Origin of the sequence: Pseudomonas sp. ef1, assembly GCF_007293365.2 — a bacterium.
GTDB classification, from domain to species: Bacteria; Pseudomonadota; Gammaproteobacteria; order Pseudomonadales; family Pseudomonadaceae; genus Aquipseudomonas; species Aquipseudomonas siliginis.
Genome location: NZ_CM129815.1, coordinates 3,067,711 through 3,083,116 on the forward strand (window position 1 = coordinate 3,067,711; position 15,406 = coordinate 3,083,116).

14 protein-coding genes are annotated in these 15,406 nt (G+C 60.2%); 5 read left to right on the forward strand and 9 right to left on the reverse strand.

Annotated features, from left to right (window positions below; all coding sequences use genetic code 11):
* Nucleotides 1-822: 822 nt before the first annotated feature.
* Nucleotides 823-1,176: a DUF6124 family protein gene (locus tag FEE99_RS13995; RefSeq protein WP_041479078.1), complete on the forward strand. Its 354-nt coding sequence runs from the start codon at nt 823-825 to the stop codon at nt 1,174-1,176.
* A gap of 172 nt (nt 1,177-1,348) precedes the next feature.
* Here FEE99_RS13995 and FEE99_RS14000 read toward each other — a convergent pair whose 3' ends face one another.
* The 4 genes from FEE99_RS14000 to inhA form a co-directional block, all read right to left on the reverse strand.
* On the reverse strand, nt 1,349-1,819 hold the full coding sequence (locus tag FEE99_RS14000; RefSeq protein ID WP_052392185.1) for a hypothetical protein: 471 nt from the start codon (nt 1,817-1,819) through the stop codon (nt 1,349-1,351).
* A 330-nt stretch (nt 1,820-2,149) separates the two neighbouring features.
* Complete coding sequence (locus tag FEE99_RS14005; RefSeq protein ID WP_041479077.1) at nt 2,150-3,715, reverse strand: methyl-accepting chemotaxis protein; 1,566 nt, start codon at nt 3,713-3,715, stop codon at nt 2,150-2,152.
* Between the two features lie 102 nt (nt 3,716-3,817).
* A complete protein-coding gene (locus FEE99_RS14010) occupies nt 3,818-4,609 on the reverse strand; it encodes a CPBP family intramembrane glutamic endopeptidase (protein ID WP_041479076.1) in 792 nt (263 codons plus the stop codon).
* A 209-nt stretch (nt 4,610-4,818) separates the two neighbouring features.
* Nucleotides 4,819-5,505: an isonitrile hydratase gene (inhA, locus tag FEE99_RS14015; protein WP_041479074.1), complete on the reverse strand. Its 687-nt coding sequence runs from the start codon at nt 5,503-5,505 to the stop codon at nt 4,819-4,821.
* Between the two features lie 89 nt (nt 5,506-5,594).
* On the opposite strand from inhA, the gene FEE99_RS14020 reads away from it, so the two are divergent.
* Nucleotides 5,595-6,617, forward strand: coding sequence for a GlxA family transcriptional regulator (locus tag FEE99_RS14020; protein WP_052392184.1), 1,023 nt, complete (start codon nt 5,595-5,597; stop codon nt 6,615-6,617).
* Nucleotides 6,618-6,619: 2 nt separating this feature from the next.
* Here the strand turns inward: FEE99_RS14020 and FEE99_RS14025 are convergent, their stop codons facing one another.
* From FEE99_RS14025 to FEE99_RS14040, 4 genes are all read right to left on the reverse strand, one after another.
* Nucleotides 6,620-7,252 carry a BRCT domain-containing protein gene (locus tag FEE99_RS14025; protein WP_041479073.1) on the reverse strand — a complete coding sequence of 211 codons (633 nt, stop codon included), beginning with the start codon at nt 7,250-7,252 and terminating at the stop codon, nt 6,620-6,622.
* Between the two features lie 12 nt (nt 7,253-7,264).
* Nucleotides 7,265-7,654 carry a hypothetical protein gene (locus FEE99_RS14030; protein WP_041479072.1) on the reverse strand — a complete coding sequence of 130 codons (390 nt, stop codon included), beginning with the start codon at nt 7,652-7,654 and terminating at the stop codon, nt 7,265-7,267.
* 389 nt (nt 7,655-8,043) lie between these two features.
* Nucleotides 8,044-9,870 carry a glycoside hydrolase family 15 protein gene (locus FEE99_RS14035; protein ID WP_041479071.1) on the reverse strand — a complete coding sequence of 609 codons (1,827 nt, stop codon included), beginning with the start codon at nt 9,868-9,870 and terminating at the stop codon, nt 8,044-8,046.
* Nucleotides 9,863-10,663: a glucose 1-dehydrogenase gene (locus tag FEE99_RS14040; RefSeq protein ID WP_041479069.1), complete on the reverse strand. Its 801-nt coding sequence runs from the start codon at nt 10,661-10,663 to the stop codon at nt 9,863-9,865. Before FEE99_RS14040 ends, FEE99_RS14035 begins: the two co-directional genes overlap by 8 nt.
* A gap of 234 nt (nt 10,664-10,897) precedes the next feature.
* Between FEE99_RS14040 and FEE99_RS14045 the strand changes: the two genes are divergently transcribed.
* Nucleotides 10,898-12,070 carry an MFS transporter gene (locus FEE99_RS14045; RefSeq protein ID WP_039763051.1) on the forward strand — a complete coding sequence of 391 codons (1,173 nt, stop codon included), beginning with the start codon at nt 10,898-10,900 and terminating at the stop codon, nt 12,068-12,070.
* A 171-nt stretch (nt 12,071-12,241) separates the two neighbouring features.
* Here FEE99_RS14045 and FEE99_RS14050 read toward each other — a convergent pair whose 3' ends face one another.
* Nucleotides 12,242-13,375: a cupin-like domain-containing protein gene (locus FEE99_RS14050; RefSeq protein WP_041479067.1), complete on the reverse strand. Its 1,134-nt coding sequence runs from the start codon at nt 13,373-13,375 to the stop codon at nt 12,242-12,244.
* A 136-nt stretch (nt 13,376-13,511) separates the two neighbouring features.
* On the opposite strand from FEE99_RS14050, the gene FEE99_RS14055 reads away from it, so the two are divergent.
* Both FEE99_RS14055 and FEE99_RS14060 read left to right on the forward strand, forming a co-directional pair.
* Entirely contained in the window at nt 13,512-14,252 is a 741-nt protein-coding gene (locus FEE99_RS14055) for a thioesterase II family protein (protein WP_041479065.1), read from the forward strand.
* Between the two features lie 35 nt (nt 14,253-14,287).
* The gene (locus tag FEE99_RS14060; protein ID WP_041479063.1) at nt 14,288-15,271 is read left to right on the forward strand and encodes a TauD/TfdA family dioxygenase; all 984 of its coding nucleotides are present in this window, start codon (nt 14,288-14,290) and stop codon (nt 15,269-15,271) included.
* The last annotated feature ends 135 nt before the right edge of the window (nt 15,272-15,406 follow it).

Consider the following 15,406-nt stretch of genomic DNA (forward strand, 5'->3'; position numbering starts at 1 on the left):
GACGTCGCCGGTGGATCAAGATCAAAAGCACTCGAGCTAACGCTCATTGTTGAGTGGTGCGGCTTCGCCGCGGGCAGCTGCGCTGCCTTGCTTTTCTGTGGGAGCGAGCCTGCTCGCGAAGGCGGCCTTAAAGCCGACCTGATTCTTGCGGTTGTACCCAGTCCAACTGTAGGAGTGAGCCTGCTCGCGAAGGCGGCCTGACAGCCGACCTGATTCTTGCGGTTGTACCCAGTCCAACTGTAGGAGTGAGCCAGCTCGCGATGGCGGTCTCCCAGTCGACCAATCTCTACCGTTTGGACCAAATCCCTGTGGGAGCTGGCTTGCCAGCGATGGCAGCCTCCAAGCCGACCAATCCCCCACTGATGTACCCGATCCAAATGTGGGAGCGAGCCTGCTCGCGAAAGCTCGCTTCCAGAAGACATCAAACCACCTGCCTGTCAGAGGCAATCCCTGCACTTAAACATCACCAAATAGCCGCGTTTAAACTACACGACCCGTTACGCCATCCCGGCTACAACTTCTTGCGCCATTGCCTACGCCTACGCCAGAATCCGCCGGCTTACGAGTCTAGGCGGCGGGCTATATCGTTTGTCTGTCACTGAAAAACAGTGATGGGGTTTGGTAGCCCGCGTCGGAACCGTTGTATAGCGTCACCGTATGCAGTCCCGTTTCGGGGCTCGACTTTTATGGTGGGCATGCGTGGGGCTCCTTTGTGAGCGCCGGGTTTCCTGTTTCGACCGGTCTACCAACCTGCGTATGACCACCACCTTTCGTTTGGTAGCGAGGGTGTTGGCTCCCAATATTCGAAACCGGAGTACGCCCATGTTCAAAGTCACCCCAAACCCGCCACCCCCCCACGACCGCGCCCTCGATCCGCAAAAAATCCAGGAAGCCACCGACCGCGCCCTCGATTACTACCTCAAACCCGAAGATCTGGCCGCTCCACCAAGCTCTCCAAAATATCGCCCGATCTATGTCGTGGACCCCACGCTGGATGACGAAACCCTGTTGGTCGAGGCCTGCGAGTCGCTTTCATACGCGCATGCCATGGCCGGTAACATCGCCAACTCGATAGGCGGCCCGGAACGCAAACCACTGCTGGCGCTGCAACAGGTGATCATGCTCAACGAACTGTTGGTCAATCGACTGCTGGATAAGCTGAAGTTGCCTCAATAATTTCGCTGGCTGTTATGGCCTCTTCGCGAGCAGGCTCGCTCCCACAGGGGATTGGTGTCTGGCACCTAATCTGTGATCAGCGCAGATCCAGTGTGGGAGTGAGCCTGCTCGCGAAGCGCCATACGGCTGAAAGGGCGGGGATGCAATCTGATCGAAACGTTGTCGCGAAAAATCACAAATCATCCCTAAGCAAGTTGAAAGTACCTATAGGCTGCGTTCGGTATCCATGGCTTTTGAACTTTGCTTCAAATGTACCTTTAGCAATCCCCTTGGTGGGATGGATGTCGATAGTGACCGTGGCTTCATCAGCATCAACATAAGTAAATCCATAAAACCCAGAGGGTCCAGGTGACGAGTGGCCGTGCTGGAATGTCAGCCCGTCTTCTAACGTATAAGTTTTATGGAACGGGGCGTCACTGGTATAGGGGATCGAGAAAGAGTAGAGAAAGATGTTCTTCTCCTCCAGCGTTCCTGTAGATCCTGAGATTGACCAGCTCTTTTCGCCCGTCGGAATAAAATGACGTAGCTCAAAAGAAATTATAGTGGCCGTTGTTTCAGGGTTGGTGCCGAATTGCCAAGTGAAAACATTAGACTGTTTTGCAATGGCACCTGGTTTTGGGATGAGGATGCTATGTTTGCTCATTTTTTAGCTCCTTGGTCATATCGTGATAACAATGAAAACCATCTGTTCAACAATTTATAGATATGCCCCTGAAACTTGAATGTCTACTGTAAGACCTGACAGTAGACATACGCTGTATTCTGTGGATTTTCGCCAGGATTTCCGAATGTGCAGCGCAAAACTTCTGATGAAGTTCAATATTAGATGTCTCGGTTTGGCAGGCGGCGCAATGCATGACTGAACTACTCAAGCACAGTCTCAACCTACTCAAATCCTATTGAGTAGTTCATTGACACAACAAAAAACCCGGAAGGCTCACGCCATCCGGGTTTTTTCATTCCAGCCTTCCAATCAGCGGTTAAACCGCGCCACCAACGAATACTGCGTGTTGGCCGTCTTCGTCAGTTCTTCACTGAGCAACGCCGAGTTGTGCGCTTGTTCCGAGGTCTGATCGGCCAGTTCCGAGATATTGCTGATGTTGCGGCTGATCTCTTCAGCCACGGCACTTTGCTCTTCGGTCGCGGCGGCGATCTGGGTGGTCATGTCGGTGATGTTGGCCACCGCTTCGCTGATGCCGACCAGTGCCTGATCCGCTTCCAGGACCCGCGCCACGCCTTCTTCAGCCTGGCGATGCCCGGCTTCCATGGTTTGCACGGCGCTGGAGGCAGTCTGCTGCAACTTGGCGATCAGGGCGTGAATCTGCCCGGTGGATTCGCTGGTGCGTTGCGCCAGTTGGCGGACTTCGTCAGCCACTACCGCAAAACCACGGCCCATTTCACCGGCACGCGCTGCTTCAATCGCAGCGTTGAGGGCGAGCAGGTTGGTCTGGTCGGCGATGCCTTTGATCACGTCGACCACGCCGCCGATTTCGTCGCTGTCCTTGGCCAGTTGCGTCACGGTCAGGCCGGTTTCGCCGACGACTACCGACAGGCGCTGAATCGCTTCGCGGGTTTCCCCGGCAATGTCGCGGCCACGCCCGGTCAGGCGGTTGGCTTCCTGGGTGGCGTCAGCGGTGCGCTGTACGTGGCTGGCGACTTCCTGGGTGGTGGCGGCCATCTGGTTGACGGCGGTGGCGACCTGTTCGGTTTCCACGCGCTGGCGTTCCAGGCCGGTTGAGCTGTTGTGTGCCAGGGCGTCGGACTGCTTGGCCTGTTCGGTCAAGTGCTCGGCCGTGTCCTGCAGGCGGGTCAGGCAGGTTTTCAGGCGCGCTTCCTGGCTGAGGATCGACATTTCCAGACGCGCCTGGGCGCCACGGCTGTCGGTGTACATCTGCGCGATCAGCGGGTCGGAGGTGGTCTGTTCGGCCAGGCGCAGCAGGCGCTTGAGCCCGCGTTGCTGCCATTGCAGGCCCATCAGGCCCAGCGGCACCGACAAACCGGCGGCGAGGGCGAAGCCCCACTGCGAGTTCAGCGTCGCGCCGATCATGAAGCTCAGCTGGCTGACCAGAATGAACGGCAGCCAGTCCTGCAGGAGCGGCAGCCATTTGTCCGTCGATGGAATCGCCGACTTGCCCTGGTTGATGCGTTGGTAGAGCGCTTCGGCGCGGCGGATCTGTTCGGCGGTGGGCTTGACGCGCACGGACTCGTAACCGATCACCTGGCTGCCATCGAACACCGGTGTGACATAGGCGTTAACCCAATAGTGGTCACCGGATTTGCAGCGATTCTTGACGATGCCCATCCATGGCAAGCCTTGTTTCAGTGTGCCCCACATGTGCGAGAACACCGCCGATGGCACGTCAGGGTGGCGGACCAGATTGTGCGGCGCACGGATCAGTTCCTCCCGCGAAAACCCGCTGATCTCGACAAAATCGTCGTTACAGTAGGTGATCATGCCCTTGGCATCGGTGGTGGAAATCAACCGTTGCTGAGCTGGAAAGGTCCGCTCGCGTTGTGTAATGGGCTGGTTGTTACGCATGGTTTTTCAATCCGCAAGGCTTTGAATGGTTGTCGGCGCCGACAGGTTTTTATTGAAGTTTTTTTTCAGATTTAAGTACGCCGTCGCAGAACCGCGCTTGCATCAACTGGCCAGCATCGGATAGGTGAACAGGCCGAAGTGCAGCAGGTTCAGGCCGAAATGGGTGGCGATCGCCGCGCCCAGTCCGCCGAAACGGTAGGCCAGACCATAGCCGACCCCGGCCAGTCCCGCCAGCAACACCCAGGTCCAGCCAGCGCCGGCATGCACCAGACCAAACAACAACGAGGCCAACAGCAGCGCGAGGTTGTCGCCGTAGGGCAGGTGCTTGAGGCGACGGCTCAGCCCGCCCTGTATATAGCCGCGAAACAGGGCTTCCTCGACCAGCGTCACCAGCAGCAGATTGTTCAGCACCCACAGCCAGGCCTGATCCGGCCATTTCGGTGCCCAGGCGATCACGCCGAGTAAAAGCGCGCCGCCGAGGGCGAGAAACGCGCACAGCGTCAGGGCGAGGGCGGTGGCATAGACCGTCAGGCGCAACGATCGCCGCGCGACGATCCACGGACAAACCAGCAGCAACCAGAAGCCCACCAGCGGTTTGTCGAGATTGAGGTACATCGCGAACGGCACGGCGTTGTCAGTGAAACGTTGCGGATTGATCACCCGGGCGTTGGCGAAGCCCGGCAGCCAGTGCAGCGCCAGTGCCACGGCCAAAACGATGAACAGGCCATGGCCGAGCCAACGCGCGACTGGCACTTGTTGCTGGCGCACGGCGAACGCGGCGAACAGCAAAAGCCCCACGGAGATCAATGCCAGCCAACCGAGCTGGCCGTAGCTCAGGGCCAGTCCGTAACCGAGGCCGAGCAGCGCGAGATAGAGCCAGGGCAGCGCCTTCATCGAAAGTCCTTGTGCGAGATTTCTGGAAGGGGCTTTCTACACGGGCGAGGGAGGTGGGACAAGTGAAGGTGTGGCAGTCATGCCAGACACAAATCAAATGTGGGAGCGAGCCTGCTCGCGAAAGCGGTCTTCCAGATGACGTCACTGGCGACTGACACTCCGCTTTCGCGAGCAGGCTCGCTCCCACAGGTTTTGCATTCGGCTGGATATCAGCGCAGGCCCAGTTTGGCCGCTGCGCGTTCGGTAATCTCGGTGCGCAGCTTCAACGAAGGCGCCGCGCGCAACCGCGCTTCATTGACAACTGCACTCGGCGCCACGTCCGGGCTGCCGGCGTTGAACGGCGGTGCCGGGGCATATTCCAGTTGCAACTGCACCAGTTGCGCCGTGTCGGCATCGACCAGTTCCGCCGCCAGCACCAAGGCAAAATCGATCCCGGCAGTGATTCCGCCACCGGTGAACAGATTGCCGTCGCGTACCACCCGATCTTTCACCGCAATCGCGCCCAGCGTCGGCAGCAACTCGTGATAGGCCCAGTGCGTAGTCGCGCGCTTGCCCTGCAGCAGGCCAGCCGCGCCAAGCACCAGCGAGCCGGTGCACACCGAGGTTACGTAACGTGCCTGGGCGGCCTGGCGTTTGATGAAGTCCAGCGTCTGCTGATCTTCCATCAACGGCCCGACGCCGCCACCGCCGGGCACGCAGATAACGTCCAGATCCGGGCAATCCTCGAAAGTTGTAGTCGGTTTCAGCAGCAGCCCGGTGCTGGATGTCACTGGCATCAGATCCTTCCAGATCAGGTGGACCTGCACGCCGGGCAACGAGGCGAGGACGTCGTAGGGGCCGGTGAGGTCGAGTTGCTGGACCTGCGGGAATAACAGAAAACCGATCTGCAGCGTCATCGTTCTTGCTCCGTTGAAAGAAGTGGACGACTTCACTGTAGGCGGGTAGGTTCTGGCGCATACGCCAATCACCCCACGAATTACGCCAAATGCCCAAAGCCATTCACGTCCTCGCGTTTGCCAACATGCAGATTCTCGATGTCACCGGGCCGCTGCAGGTGTTCGCCTCGGCCAACGATCTCGCCCGCCAGCGCGGTTTGCCCACACCCTATGCGCCGAGCGTGATCGCCAGCGGCGGTGGGGCGGTGATGTCATCGGCGGGGTTGGCGGTGCTGGCCGAACCGTTGCCGCAGACGCCCAGCGATACCTTGATCATTGCCGGTGGCTGGGGCATTTATCCCGCCGCCGAAGACTCGCAACTGGTTGATTGGGTGCGAGAGCACGGCACTCATTGCCGGCGTGTGGCTTCGGTATGCACCGGGGCCTTTCTGCTCGCCGCCAGCGGTTGGCTCGATGGCCGCCGCGTGGTCACCCACTGGACGCGCTGCGAGCAACTGGCCGCGCAACATCCCAATCTGCACGTGGAAGCCAATCCGATTTTCATCAACGACGGCCCGGTATGGACTTCCGCCGGGGTCACGGCCGGTATCGATCTGGCGTTGGCCATGGTCGAAGAAGACCTCGGCCGCGATATCGCCCTCGACGTCGCCCGGCACTTGGTCGTCTTCCTGAAACGCCCGGGCGGGCAGTCGCAATTCAGCGTGACGCTCTCGCTGCAACAACAGGGCAACCGCTTCGATGAACTGCACGCCTGGATCGCCGAAAACCTGACCTGCGACCTCGGCATCCCGACCCTCGCCGAACAGGCCGGCATGAGCGAACGCAGCTTTATCCGCCACTACCGCGCCGACACCGGCCAGACCCCGGCGCGGGCGATCGAATTGATCCGCGTCGAAACCGCCCGCCGACTGCTCAGCGATACCGGTTTGCCGGTGAAACGCATCGCCGCCAATTGCGGCTTTGGCAGTGAAGAGACGCTGCGGCGCAGTTTTCTGCGAGCGATTGGCGTGACGCCGCAGGCTTATCGGGAGCGGTTTTCGGTCAGCGTTGCAGCAGATCCAATGCCTTCAGGCGTTTTGGGTCCTATTGATGAAGATCGACCAATGACCTAAGGCTAGCCAAACAACACTTTTTGCCAATGGTCTTCACTGATGATTGCTATCGGTACGCCGCTGTTCCGAAGTTCGACGGCTTTTTTGATCTTGGTGCCGTAGGTACTGTGAAGCCATTGCTCATTACCGATGCTGCCTACCACCAGATAATGAATTTTTTTGCTGACGGCGCCACCGATCAGTCCTCCTCGCTCAGTCACGCGCAATTCGCATTCCTTGCGCGGCCCGTAAGCCATGACGCCGGTAAAAAGAAAGACGCGATCCATCCAGCTCAAGGTTGGGAAAGGATTATCGAAGGGTAGGGCATTTGGCGCTGTAAAGGTTTGGATTGACCCTACGGGCAGCCCGGCAAACTGATGAAGCATTCCCAAAAGCTCCACTGATTCATCCGAATCCAGCACGCCATCGCTGAGCATCTCGGCAAGGCGCTTGTAAAGGATGTTAACCACCGGATCGCTTAGATGAACCAGATGAGTTTCAATCCATGTCTTGAGAAACTCTGCTTCTTGCTGGTTGATCTTGCCGTCGGCGGCAAGTCCCGCTGCGACACCAACCAAGGCATCCGCAGAGCGACGATCAATACGCGCTTCGTGAAAGAAACCGCTGCTTTGAAACTCCTGATGCAAATCGACCATCTCTGCTTCTCCTTAAGCCTCAACTTCCGCCACCTGATTGAAATACTTCGTCCGATCCGGCGTAAACGTCACCTTCATCTTCGTCCGCGAACACATCAGCGAACGTTCCTGCGCAAGATCAATATCCAGATCCTCACCGCGCAGACCCTGCCACTGCGCCAGATATTTCAGTGAGCCGTACTTCTCGTTTTTTTTCAGGCTGCGACTGACGCCACCCTTCCAGCCAAGCACCGGCAGTTCATCGGCCAAGCAGCGCTGGGCCAGTTCGGGAAAGCGTTCGGCGCGCTGGCGGCCGATTTCCCAGCATTTGATCAAGCCCTTGTCGGCGGCTTCCCAGAGCTGGGTGCGGCTCAGCCCGGTGCGAAGAGGTGAGTCGATGGTGCGCTGGACGTGATGAGGCATTCCGCTTCCTTGAATTCGGGTGTGGTTGGACAGCTCCGCTGTGCCCGTAAAAGATCAAAAGCCCCTCACCCTAGCCCTCTCCCAGAGGGAGAGGGAACTGACTGAGGTATTGGCTGTTTATCTCGACCATTGCGTTGGATGGTAGGTGTGGATGTAACGGCTGGCAACAAGGTATTTCGGCGTGTAAGTGTACGTAGCGGGAAGCGTTTCAACGTAACGTGTGTGGCTTTTGTAGGCGCAGTTTTTACACAGACTGTCGCCAGACATAACCGCCGTGCAGGTTTCACGTTGGGTATGGGCCTGTTGCCGTTGGCTGGCGGGCAGGCCCGTTGTGGAAAAATCCCGTCCAGTCAGGGATCGGTCTGACATGCGCTGACGAAAAAACAGCCCTACGGCTGCCAGGAACTCTTCTCGCCACTCAACTTGCGATCAAGAAAACTCGCCGCACTGATCAGCGCCAGATGCGTCAGCGCTTGCGGCGTGTTGCCCAGATGCCGGCCATGGCTGTCGAACTCTTCGGCGTACAGCCCAAGCGGATTGGCATATCGCAACAATTGCTCGAACTCCAGGTGGGCTTTTTCCACCTGGCCGGCGCGGGCCAGGCATTCGACGTACCAGAACGAACACGCGGCGAACGCGCCTTCAGTGCCACTGAGGCCATCGATGTTGGCGTCCTCGTTGCGATAGCGATAGACCATGCCGTCACGCACCAGGGTTTTTTCGATTGCTTCCAGAGTCGACAGCCAGCGCGGATCCTTGGCGCTGACGAAGCGCACCAGCGGCATCAGCAGCATCGAGCCATCCAGTGCGGTACCGCCCTTGTACTGAACGAAATGCCCGCGTTCTTCGTCCCAGAAGTTTTCCCAGATGTCGGTGTAGATCGCTTGCCGGGTGTCATCCCAACGGGCGAACGGCGCCGGCAGCGAACGTTTGGAAGCCAGACGGATCGCCCGGTCCAGCGCCACCCAGCACATCAGCCGCGAGTGCAGGAAATGATGAGTCTCGCCGCGCATCTCCCAGATGCCGACATCTTCGCTCTGCCAGTTTTCGCAGACCTGATCGACCACTTCGCCGACATGCCGCCAGCCTTCGTGGGAGATCGCATCACCGTACTTGTTGACCAGATACACCGCGTCCATCAGCTCGCCGAAGATGTCCAGTTGGACCTGATCGTAGGCACCATTGCCGATGCGCACCGGTTGCGCGCCGCCGTGGCCGGCCAGATGCGTCAGCTCGGTTTCCGGCAATTCCTGCTGGCCATCGATGGCATAGAGGATGTTGAGTTTCATCGGTTTGCCACAGCAATCGCTGACCCGTCCGCGCAGCCATTGCATGTAGTGGTTGGCTTCATCGACAAAGCCCAGGCGCATGAACGCGTAAACGGTGAACGAGGCATCTCGGATCCACGTGTAGCGGTAATCCCAATTGCGCTCGCCGCCGGGAGTTTCCGGCAGGCCGAAGGTGGCGGCGGCGAGAATCGCACCGTGGCGACGCGAGGTCAGCAGTTTCAGGGCGAGGGCGGAGCGATTGACGATTTCCCGCCAGCGCCCGCGATAGTTGGATTGGCCGATCCAGCCGCGCCAGTATTTGAGGGTGCGCTCCATGCACAACTCGCCGGCGCCTTCGGCAAAACGCGGATCGTCGCTGCCGCCGAGCATGAACGCGGCGGTTTCATTGTGCTTGAGGGTGAACTGCGCGACGGCCGCTTGCGCATCGATTTGCAGTGCTTGATCTGAAGCCAGGCGTATCGACGGCTGGCCAGCGGCGTGGAACGTCACGTCCTTTGCGTCCATCTCTGCCCGGGTGTCGGCGCGACCATAGTCGTGGCGCACCGCGCAACGCAGATTGAACGTCGCCGAGCCGCTGACCACGCGCACCCGGCGCATCAGCAGCGGCAGGGCGTCGACATCGTCCCCGATGGGCAACAGATCGGTGATTTCCACCACTGCGTGTTCGCTCAGCCAACGGGTCTGCAAGACATTGGTGTCGGGCAGATAAATCTGTTCCCGGCGCGCATCCGGCAAGTCTGGCGCGAGCTGGAAAATCCCTGCTTGCGGGGTGTCGAGCAGCGAGCAGAAGATCGTCTGGCTGTCGAACTCCGGCCAGCAGAAAAAATCCACGCTGCCCTTGTCATTGACCAGTGCGGCGCTGCGCATGTCGCCGATGATGCCGTGGGCACCGATGGGACTTTGTTGTTCCATTTCAGGCTCAGCCATTGCCGCGAAACTCCGGATAGAGGCTCATCCCGCCATCGATGAACAGGGTGGTGCCGACGATGTAGTCGGACAGGTCGCAAGCGAGGAAAACCACTGCGTTGGCAACATCCTCGACATCGCCAATGCGTCCATAGGGAATCAGCTCAAGAAGTTTGTCGCCGGCCGCGCCTTCAGTGGCTTCTGTGTTGATGGCCGTGCTGATCGCACCGGGGGCGATGCTGTTGATACGGATGCGCTGGTGACTGACTTCCTGGGCGAGGCTCTGCATCAATTGATCGACGCCGCCCTTGGACGCCGCGTAATTGACATGCCCGGCCCATGGAATGCGCTGGTGCACCGAACTCATGTGAATGATCTTGCCCGCCGCGCGCGACACGCCCTCGCGCACGCCCTGACGCTGAAAAATCCGCAACGCCGCCCGCGCGCAGAGGAACTGCCCGGTGAGGTTGACGCCGATCACCGTGTTCCAGTCGTCGAGCGTCATGTCCACGGCAGCGGCGTCTTTTTGCAGACCGGAGTTGGCCACCAGAATGTCCAGCGAGCCGAAGGCTTCGACGGTCTCGGCGAACAGCCGCTCGACCTCGTCCTCTTTCGAAACATCGGCGCCGATAGCGAGGGCTTTGCCGCCTTCGGCGTTGATTTGTGCAGCCAGTTCTTCGGCGGGTTCAGCGCTGCTGTTGTAGTTGATCACGACCGCAGCACCGGCCGCAGCGAGTGCTTTGGCGGCGGCATGGCCGATGCCGGAGCTGGCGCCGGTGACAAGCGCCACCTGATGAGCGAGGGAAATCTGCATGACGATTCGCGCCTTGGTTCCAGAGACTTAAGTAGCTGACTGATGGCAGAGGCTGAGAGTTCATTTGCTGGATGCGGTGATTGCGCCGGCCCCTTCGCGAGCAGGCTCGCTCCCACCGGGGGACGGCATTTAGAATCTGCGAGCGAAGGGGCCTTCACAGACCGCTAACAATTGCGCGCTTCCACGGCATTCAAGGCTATGGCAACTTGGCCGCCCCTGATGAGGCTGCAATCGATGGCAAATCCCTACCGCGAATTGTTCACCGCCCCCGGCGCCCGTGCGTTTGTGCTGGCCGGGATGCTGGCGCGCATGCCGATTTCCATGACCGGCATCGGCCTGATCACCATGCTCGCGCAGTTGAACGGCGGTTATGCGCTGGCCGGTGCGGTGGCGGCGACGTTTGCCTTGGCCACGGCGTTTTGCGCGCCGCAGGTATCGCGGTTGGTGGACCGTTATGGTCAGGGGCGGGTGCTGCCGATCGCCGCGCTGACCGGTGGCGGCGGATTATTGATGTTGCTGCTGTGCACGCGTTTGCAGGCGCCGGACTGGACTTTGTTCGTGTTCGCCGCGCTGGCCGGGTGCATGCCGAGCATGTCGGCGATGGTGCGGGCGCGCTGGACTGAAATCTACCGTGGCCAGCCGCAATTGCAGACGGCGTACGCGCTGGAGTCGGTGCTCGACGAAGTGTGTTTTATTGTCGGGCCGCCGCTGTCGGTGGGCCTGTCGGTCGCGGTGTTTCCCGAGGCCGGGCCTTTGGCGGCGCTGTTGGCCTTGGCCATCGGCGTGACGGCGTTTGTCGCCCAGCGCAGCACCGAACCACCGGTGCACGCGCAGGAGTCGCAGCATCAGGGCTCGATCATTCGCTCGACTGACGTGCAATGGCTGCTGGCGTTGATGCTGGCGATGGGCGTGATCGTCGGGGTCATCGATGTGGTCAGCGTCGCCTTCGCTCAACATCAGGGCCAGCCGGCAGCGGCGAGTATTGTTTTGTCGGTATACGCGATCGGCTCATGCCTGGCCGGCATCGCCTTCGGTGCGATGCGTTCGAAACTGCCGCTGCCGCGCCTGTTTCTCTACGGCGGCGTGGCGACGGCGGTGACCACGCTGCCGCTGCTTTTGGCGAGCAACATCCTCGGCTTGTCGATCGCGGTATTTATCGCCGGACTGTTCTTTTCGCCGACGTTGATTGTGGCGATGGCGTTGATCGAACGCATCGTGCCGCCGGCCAAACTGACCGAAGGCCTGACCTGGCTGGTGACCGGACTGAGCATCGGCGTGGCGATCGGCGCCGCCGGTTCCGGCGCGCTGGTGGACGCGTTTGGTGCGCGCAGCGGATTCTGGCTGGCGATAGCGGCGGGGGCGGTGGTACTGGTTTCAGCGTTTCAAAGTTTCCGTCACTTGAAATAACAGTCCTGTTGTAGGAGCTGACGAGTGCAACGAGGCTGCGATCTTTTGACTTTGACTTTGACTTTGACTTTGGATTTTGAAGATCAAGATCAAGATCAAGATCAAGATCAAGATCAAAAGATCGCAGCCTCGTTGCACTCGTCAGCTCCTACGCTCCTACAGGAAATGGGGTTACCAGCCTCGGCCGGAGTTGACCCAGAAGTTGACTGAGAGCGAAGTCGACACCGACTCCACCTGATGGAACCAGCCCTCGGGCAGGAACAGCAGATCCCCAGCCTCCAGCGTCACCTGCAAAAACGTCACCTCCCGCGCTGCCGGGAAGCGTTCATAGTCCGGCGCGTCCGGGTTGAAATCGCAGCCATCCAGGCCACCCTTGGGCGCGGTCGACCAGGTGCCCAGCGCTTCGCGATGATGTGGTGCGGCAAGGGTGAATTTCTTCTGCCCCCAAACCTGGGCGAAGAGGTTGTCGGTGTCATCGCGGTGCAACGGCGTCAGCGTGCCCTTGGGGCCGATCCAGATACGTGGCGGAATGAACAGCGACGTGTCGAAGTAGGGCGGGTACTGGATCTGCTGCAACAATTGCGCGGGCAGGATGTTGTTGCCCATGTACGCCGGTGGCTCGCCGTCCGCGCCTTTGACCGCCGGGCTGTCCAGCGAGGCGATGAACTCGGCCATTGAGGTCGAGCGGAAATCACGCTCGGTGGAAAACGTCTTCTTCACATAATCGCCATGGCGGGTGATGCCCTGCAGTTCGGCGAAATGCACCAGCGACTCCTCGCGGCTCAGGCTGAACAGTGGCCAGTCGTGCAGGGCATTGCTGATCACCAACGGAATGCCGTTGGGCAGATACCGGGTTTCGAATTCGTGCCGGCTCAACTCGGCGCGTGTGCGACGTTCGACGCTGGTCTGCCGAGGCAGCGCGGCAGTGAGCTTTTCGCTGAAGCGCGGTGGCGTCGGGTAGCGCTTGTTCATGTCGACCTTTTCCACCGTGCCGCCTCCCTGGCGGGCGTGGTCGATGATCTGCGGCAGCATTGTCGCCAGGCCCATGTTGCCACCGATCTTCAGCCGCCCGCTGGCGAACAGTTCCTCGACGTTGACCACGCCGGCCATGATCCCGAGAAATTCCTTTTGCGCCACTTCAATGGTCACGTCCGGGCTTGGATGGCGCCCGATTTCCGTGCGCTGGCTGGTCTTGATGTCGTACCAGTACGCCTGTTGCGCGCTGAAGATGAACTGGAAAACGCCCTCGATGCCGACCGCGCCGGCGTTGGCGAACAACTTGCCCAGAATGCTCTGCAGGTCCACGGTGATTCCCTCGCGATTGTTGTTTTTTTCCTGAACAGGCAACGAGCGGCTGGCGGGGGAATTTAGCGACCGGGCGACTAATTTGTCCGGCCAGTGATCCGTCTTTCTTGCAGACACATTTTTCAAGGAAAGCGCGGTGACCAAGCTGACATTGCTGTGCCTGCCCTATTCGGGCGCCAGCGCCATGGTTTACAGCCGCTGGCGGCGTCAACTGCCGACGTGGCTGCAATTGCAACCGGTGGAACTGCCGGGACGTGGCGCGCGGTTCGATGAACCGCTGCAAACCGACATGCGCGCACTGGCGCGGCAACTGGCGCGCGAGCACAAGCCGGGGCTGCAAGGCCCGTATGCGTTGTTCGGGCATAGCCTCGGTGCGTTGCTCGCCTGCGAAATGGCCCATGCCTTTCGCGAATTGGGTGTGCCGGAGCCGCTGGCGCTGTTCGCCTCCGGCACCGCCGCACCGTCCATGCGCAGCGATTACGACCGCGGCTTTGCCGAACCGCGCAGCGATGAGGAACTCATCGAACAGTTGCGCACCTTTCAGGGCACCAGCGAAGAAGTCCTCGCCAATCGGGAATTGATGAGCCTGACCCTGCCGGTGCTGCGCGCCGATTTCATGATGTGCGGGCGCTTCACGCCTGCCGAGCGGCCCTTGCTCAATTGCCCGGTGCACGTGCTCGGTGGCAAGGAAGACCGCGCCACCACCGAACAACTGATCGGCTGGAGCAAGGAGACCCTGGGCAGCTTCTCGGTGGACATGATGACCGGCGGGCACTTCTTCATTCATGAGCACGAAGCACGGGTCATTCGCACGATCAAGACGCATCTGGAAGTGCATCACCGGCGCTATGCGCAGGCCGCGCAACCGGCGTTCTGAGACGCGACCCATCTATCATTTTCAGGAGGCCAGTCATGGCTGTTGCTCTGGGGTTTTCCGTGCGGCCGTTGCTGCCGCAGCGCGGACGTTTGCCGCTGCTGGTCGAGGCGGGCGATGCCGACACCGATCTGTTGGCGGTATTCGATGAATTGAAGGCGTTGGTCGACGAGCATCTGCTGCGCGACGGTGGCGTGCTGTTTCGCGGCTTCCGCCTCGACGGCGCCGAGCAGTTCCGCCAGTTTGCCGCGAGTTTCGGCCATCCATTGCTCAACTACGAGTTCGGCTCGACGCCGCGTACCAACGTCACCCAAGGCGTGTACACCTCCACCGAATACCCGGCGCACCAGAGCATTCCGTTGCACAACGAACAGGCCTATTCCCGCGACTGGCCGATGAAGATCTGGTTCTACAGCATGATCGCCGCCAGGTCCGGCGGCGAGACGCCGATTGCCGACAGCCGCGAAGTCTACCGGCGCATCCCGGTGGCGATCCGCGAGCGTTTCGTCAGCAAAGGCCTGATGTACGTGCGCAACTTCGGCAATGGCCTCGATGTGGCCTGGGAAGACGTGTTCAACACCGAAGACCGTGAAGTCGTCGAGGCCTACTGCAAGGCTCACGGCATTGTCTGCGAGTGGAAGGACGACGGCGAGTTGCGCACGCGCCAGATCTGTCAGGCGGTGGCGGTGCACCCGGTAACGGGCGATCACGTCTGGTTCAATCAGGCGCACCTGTTTCACATCTCCAACCTGCCAGCGGACGTGCGCGAAAGCCTGCTCGACATCGTTGACGAAGAAGACCTGCCGCGTAACGTCTATTACGGCGACGGCTCGCCCATCGAAGACGAAGTGCTGGCGCAGATTCGCGCGGTGCTCGACGACTGTGCGATCAGTTTCCCCTGGCAGGAGGGCGATGTGCTGATGCTCGACAACATGCTCTCGGCTCACGCGCGCTCACCGTTCGAAGGGCCGCGCAAAGTCATCGTGGCCATGGCCGAAGGGCATTCGCAGGACGTGCGCTGACCTGTTCGCAACCCTTCAACTCAAATGCCGAATCCGGGCCTGTACCGGCTTCGGCATTTGTCTGTCTGGCCTTTGAACCGTCGGGCCGTGATTGCCGCTGGCGCGCTAAATCATCGCGCCGGCCATTCGTTCTTG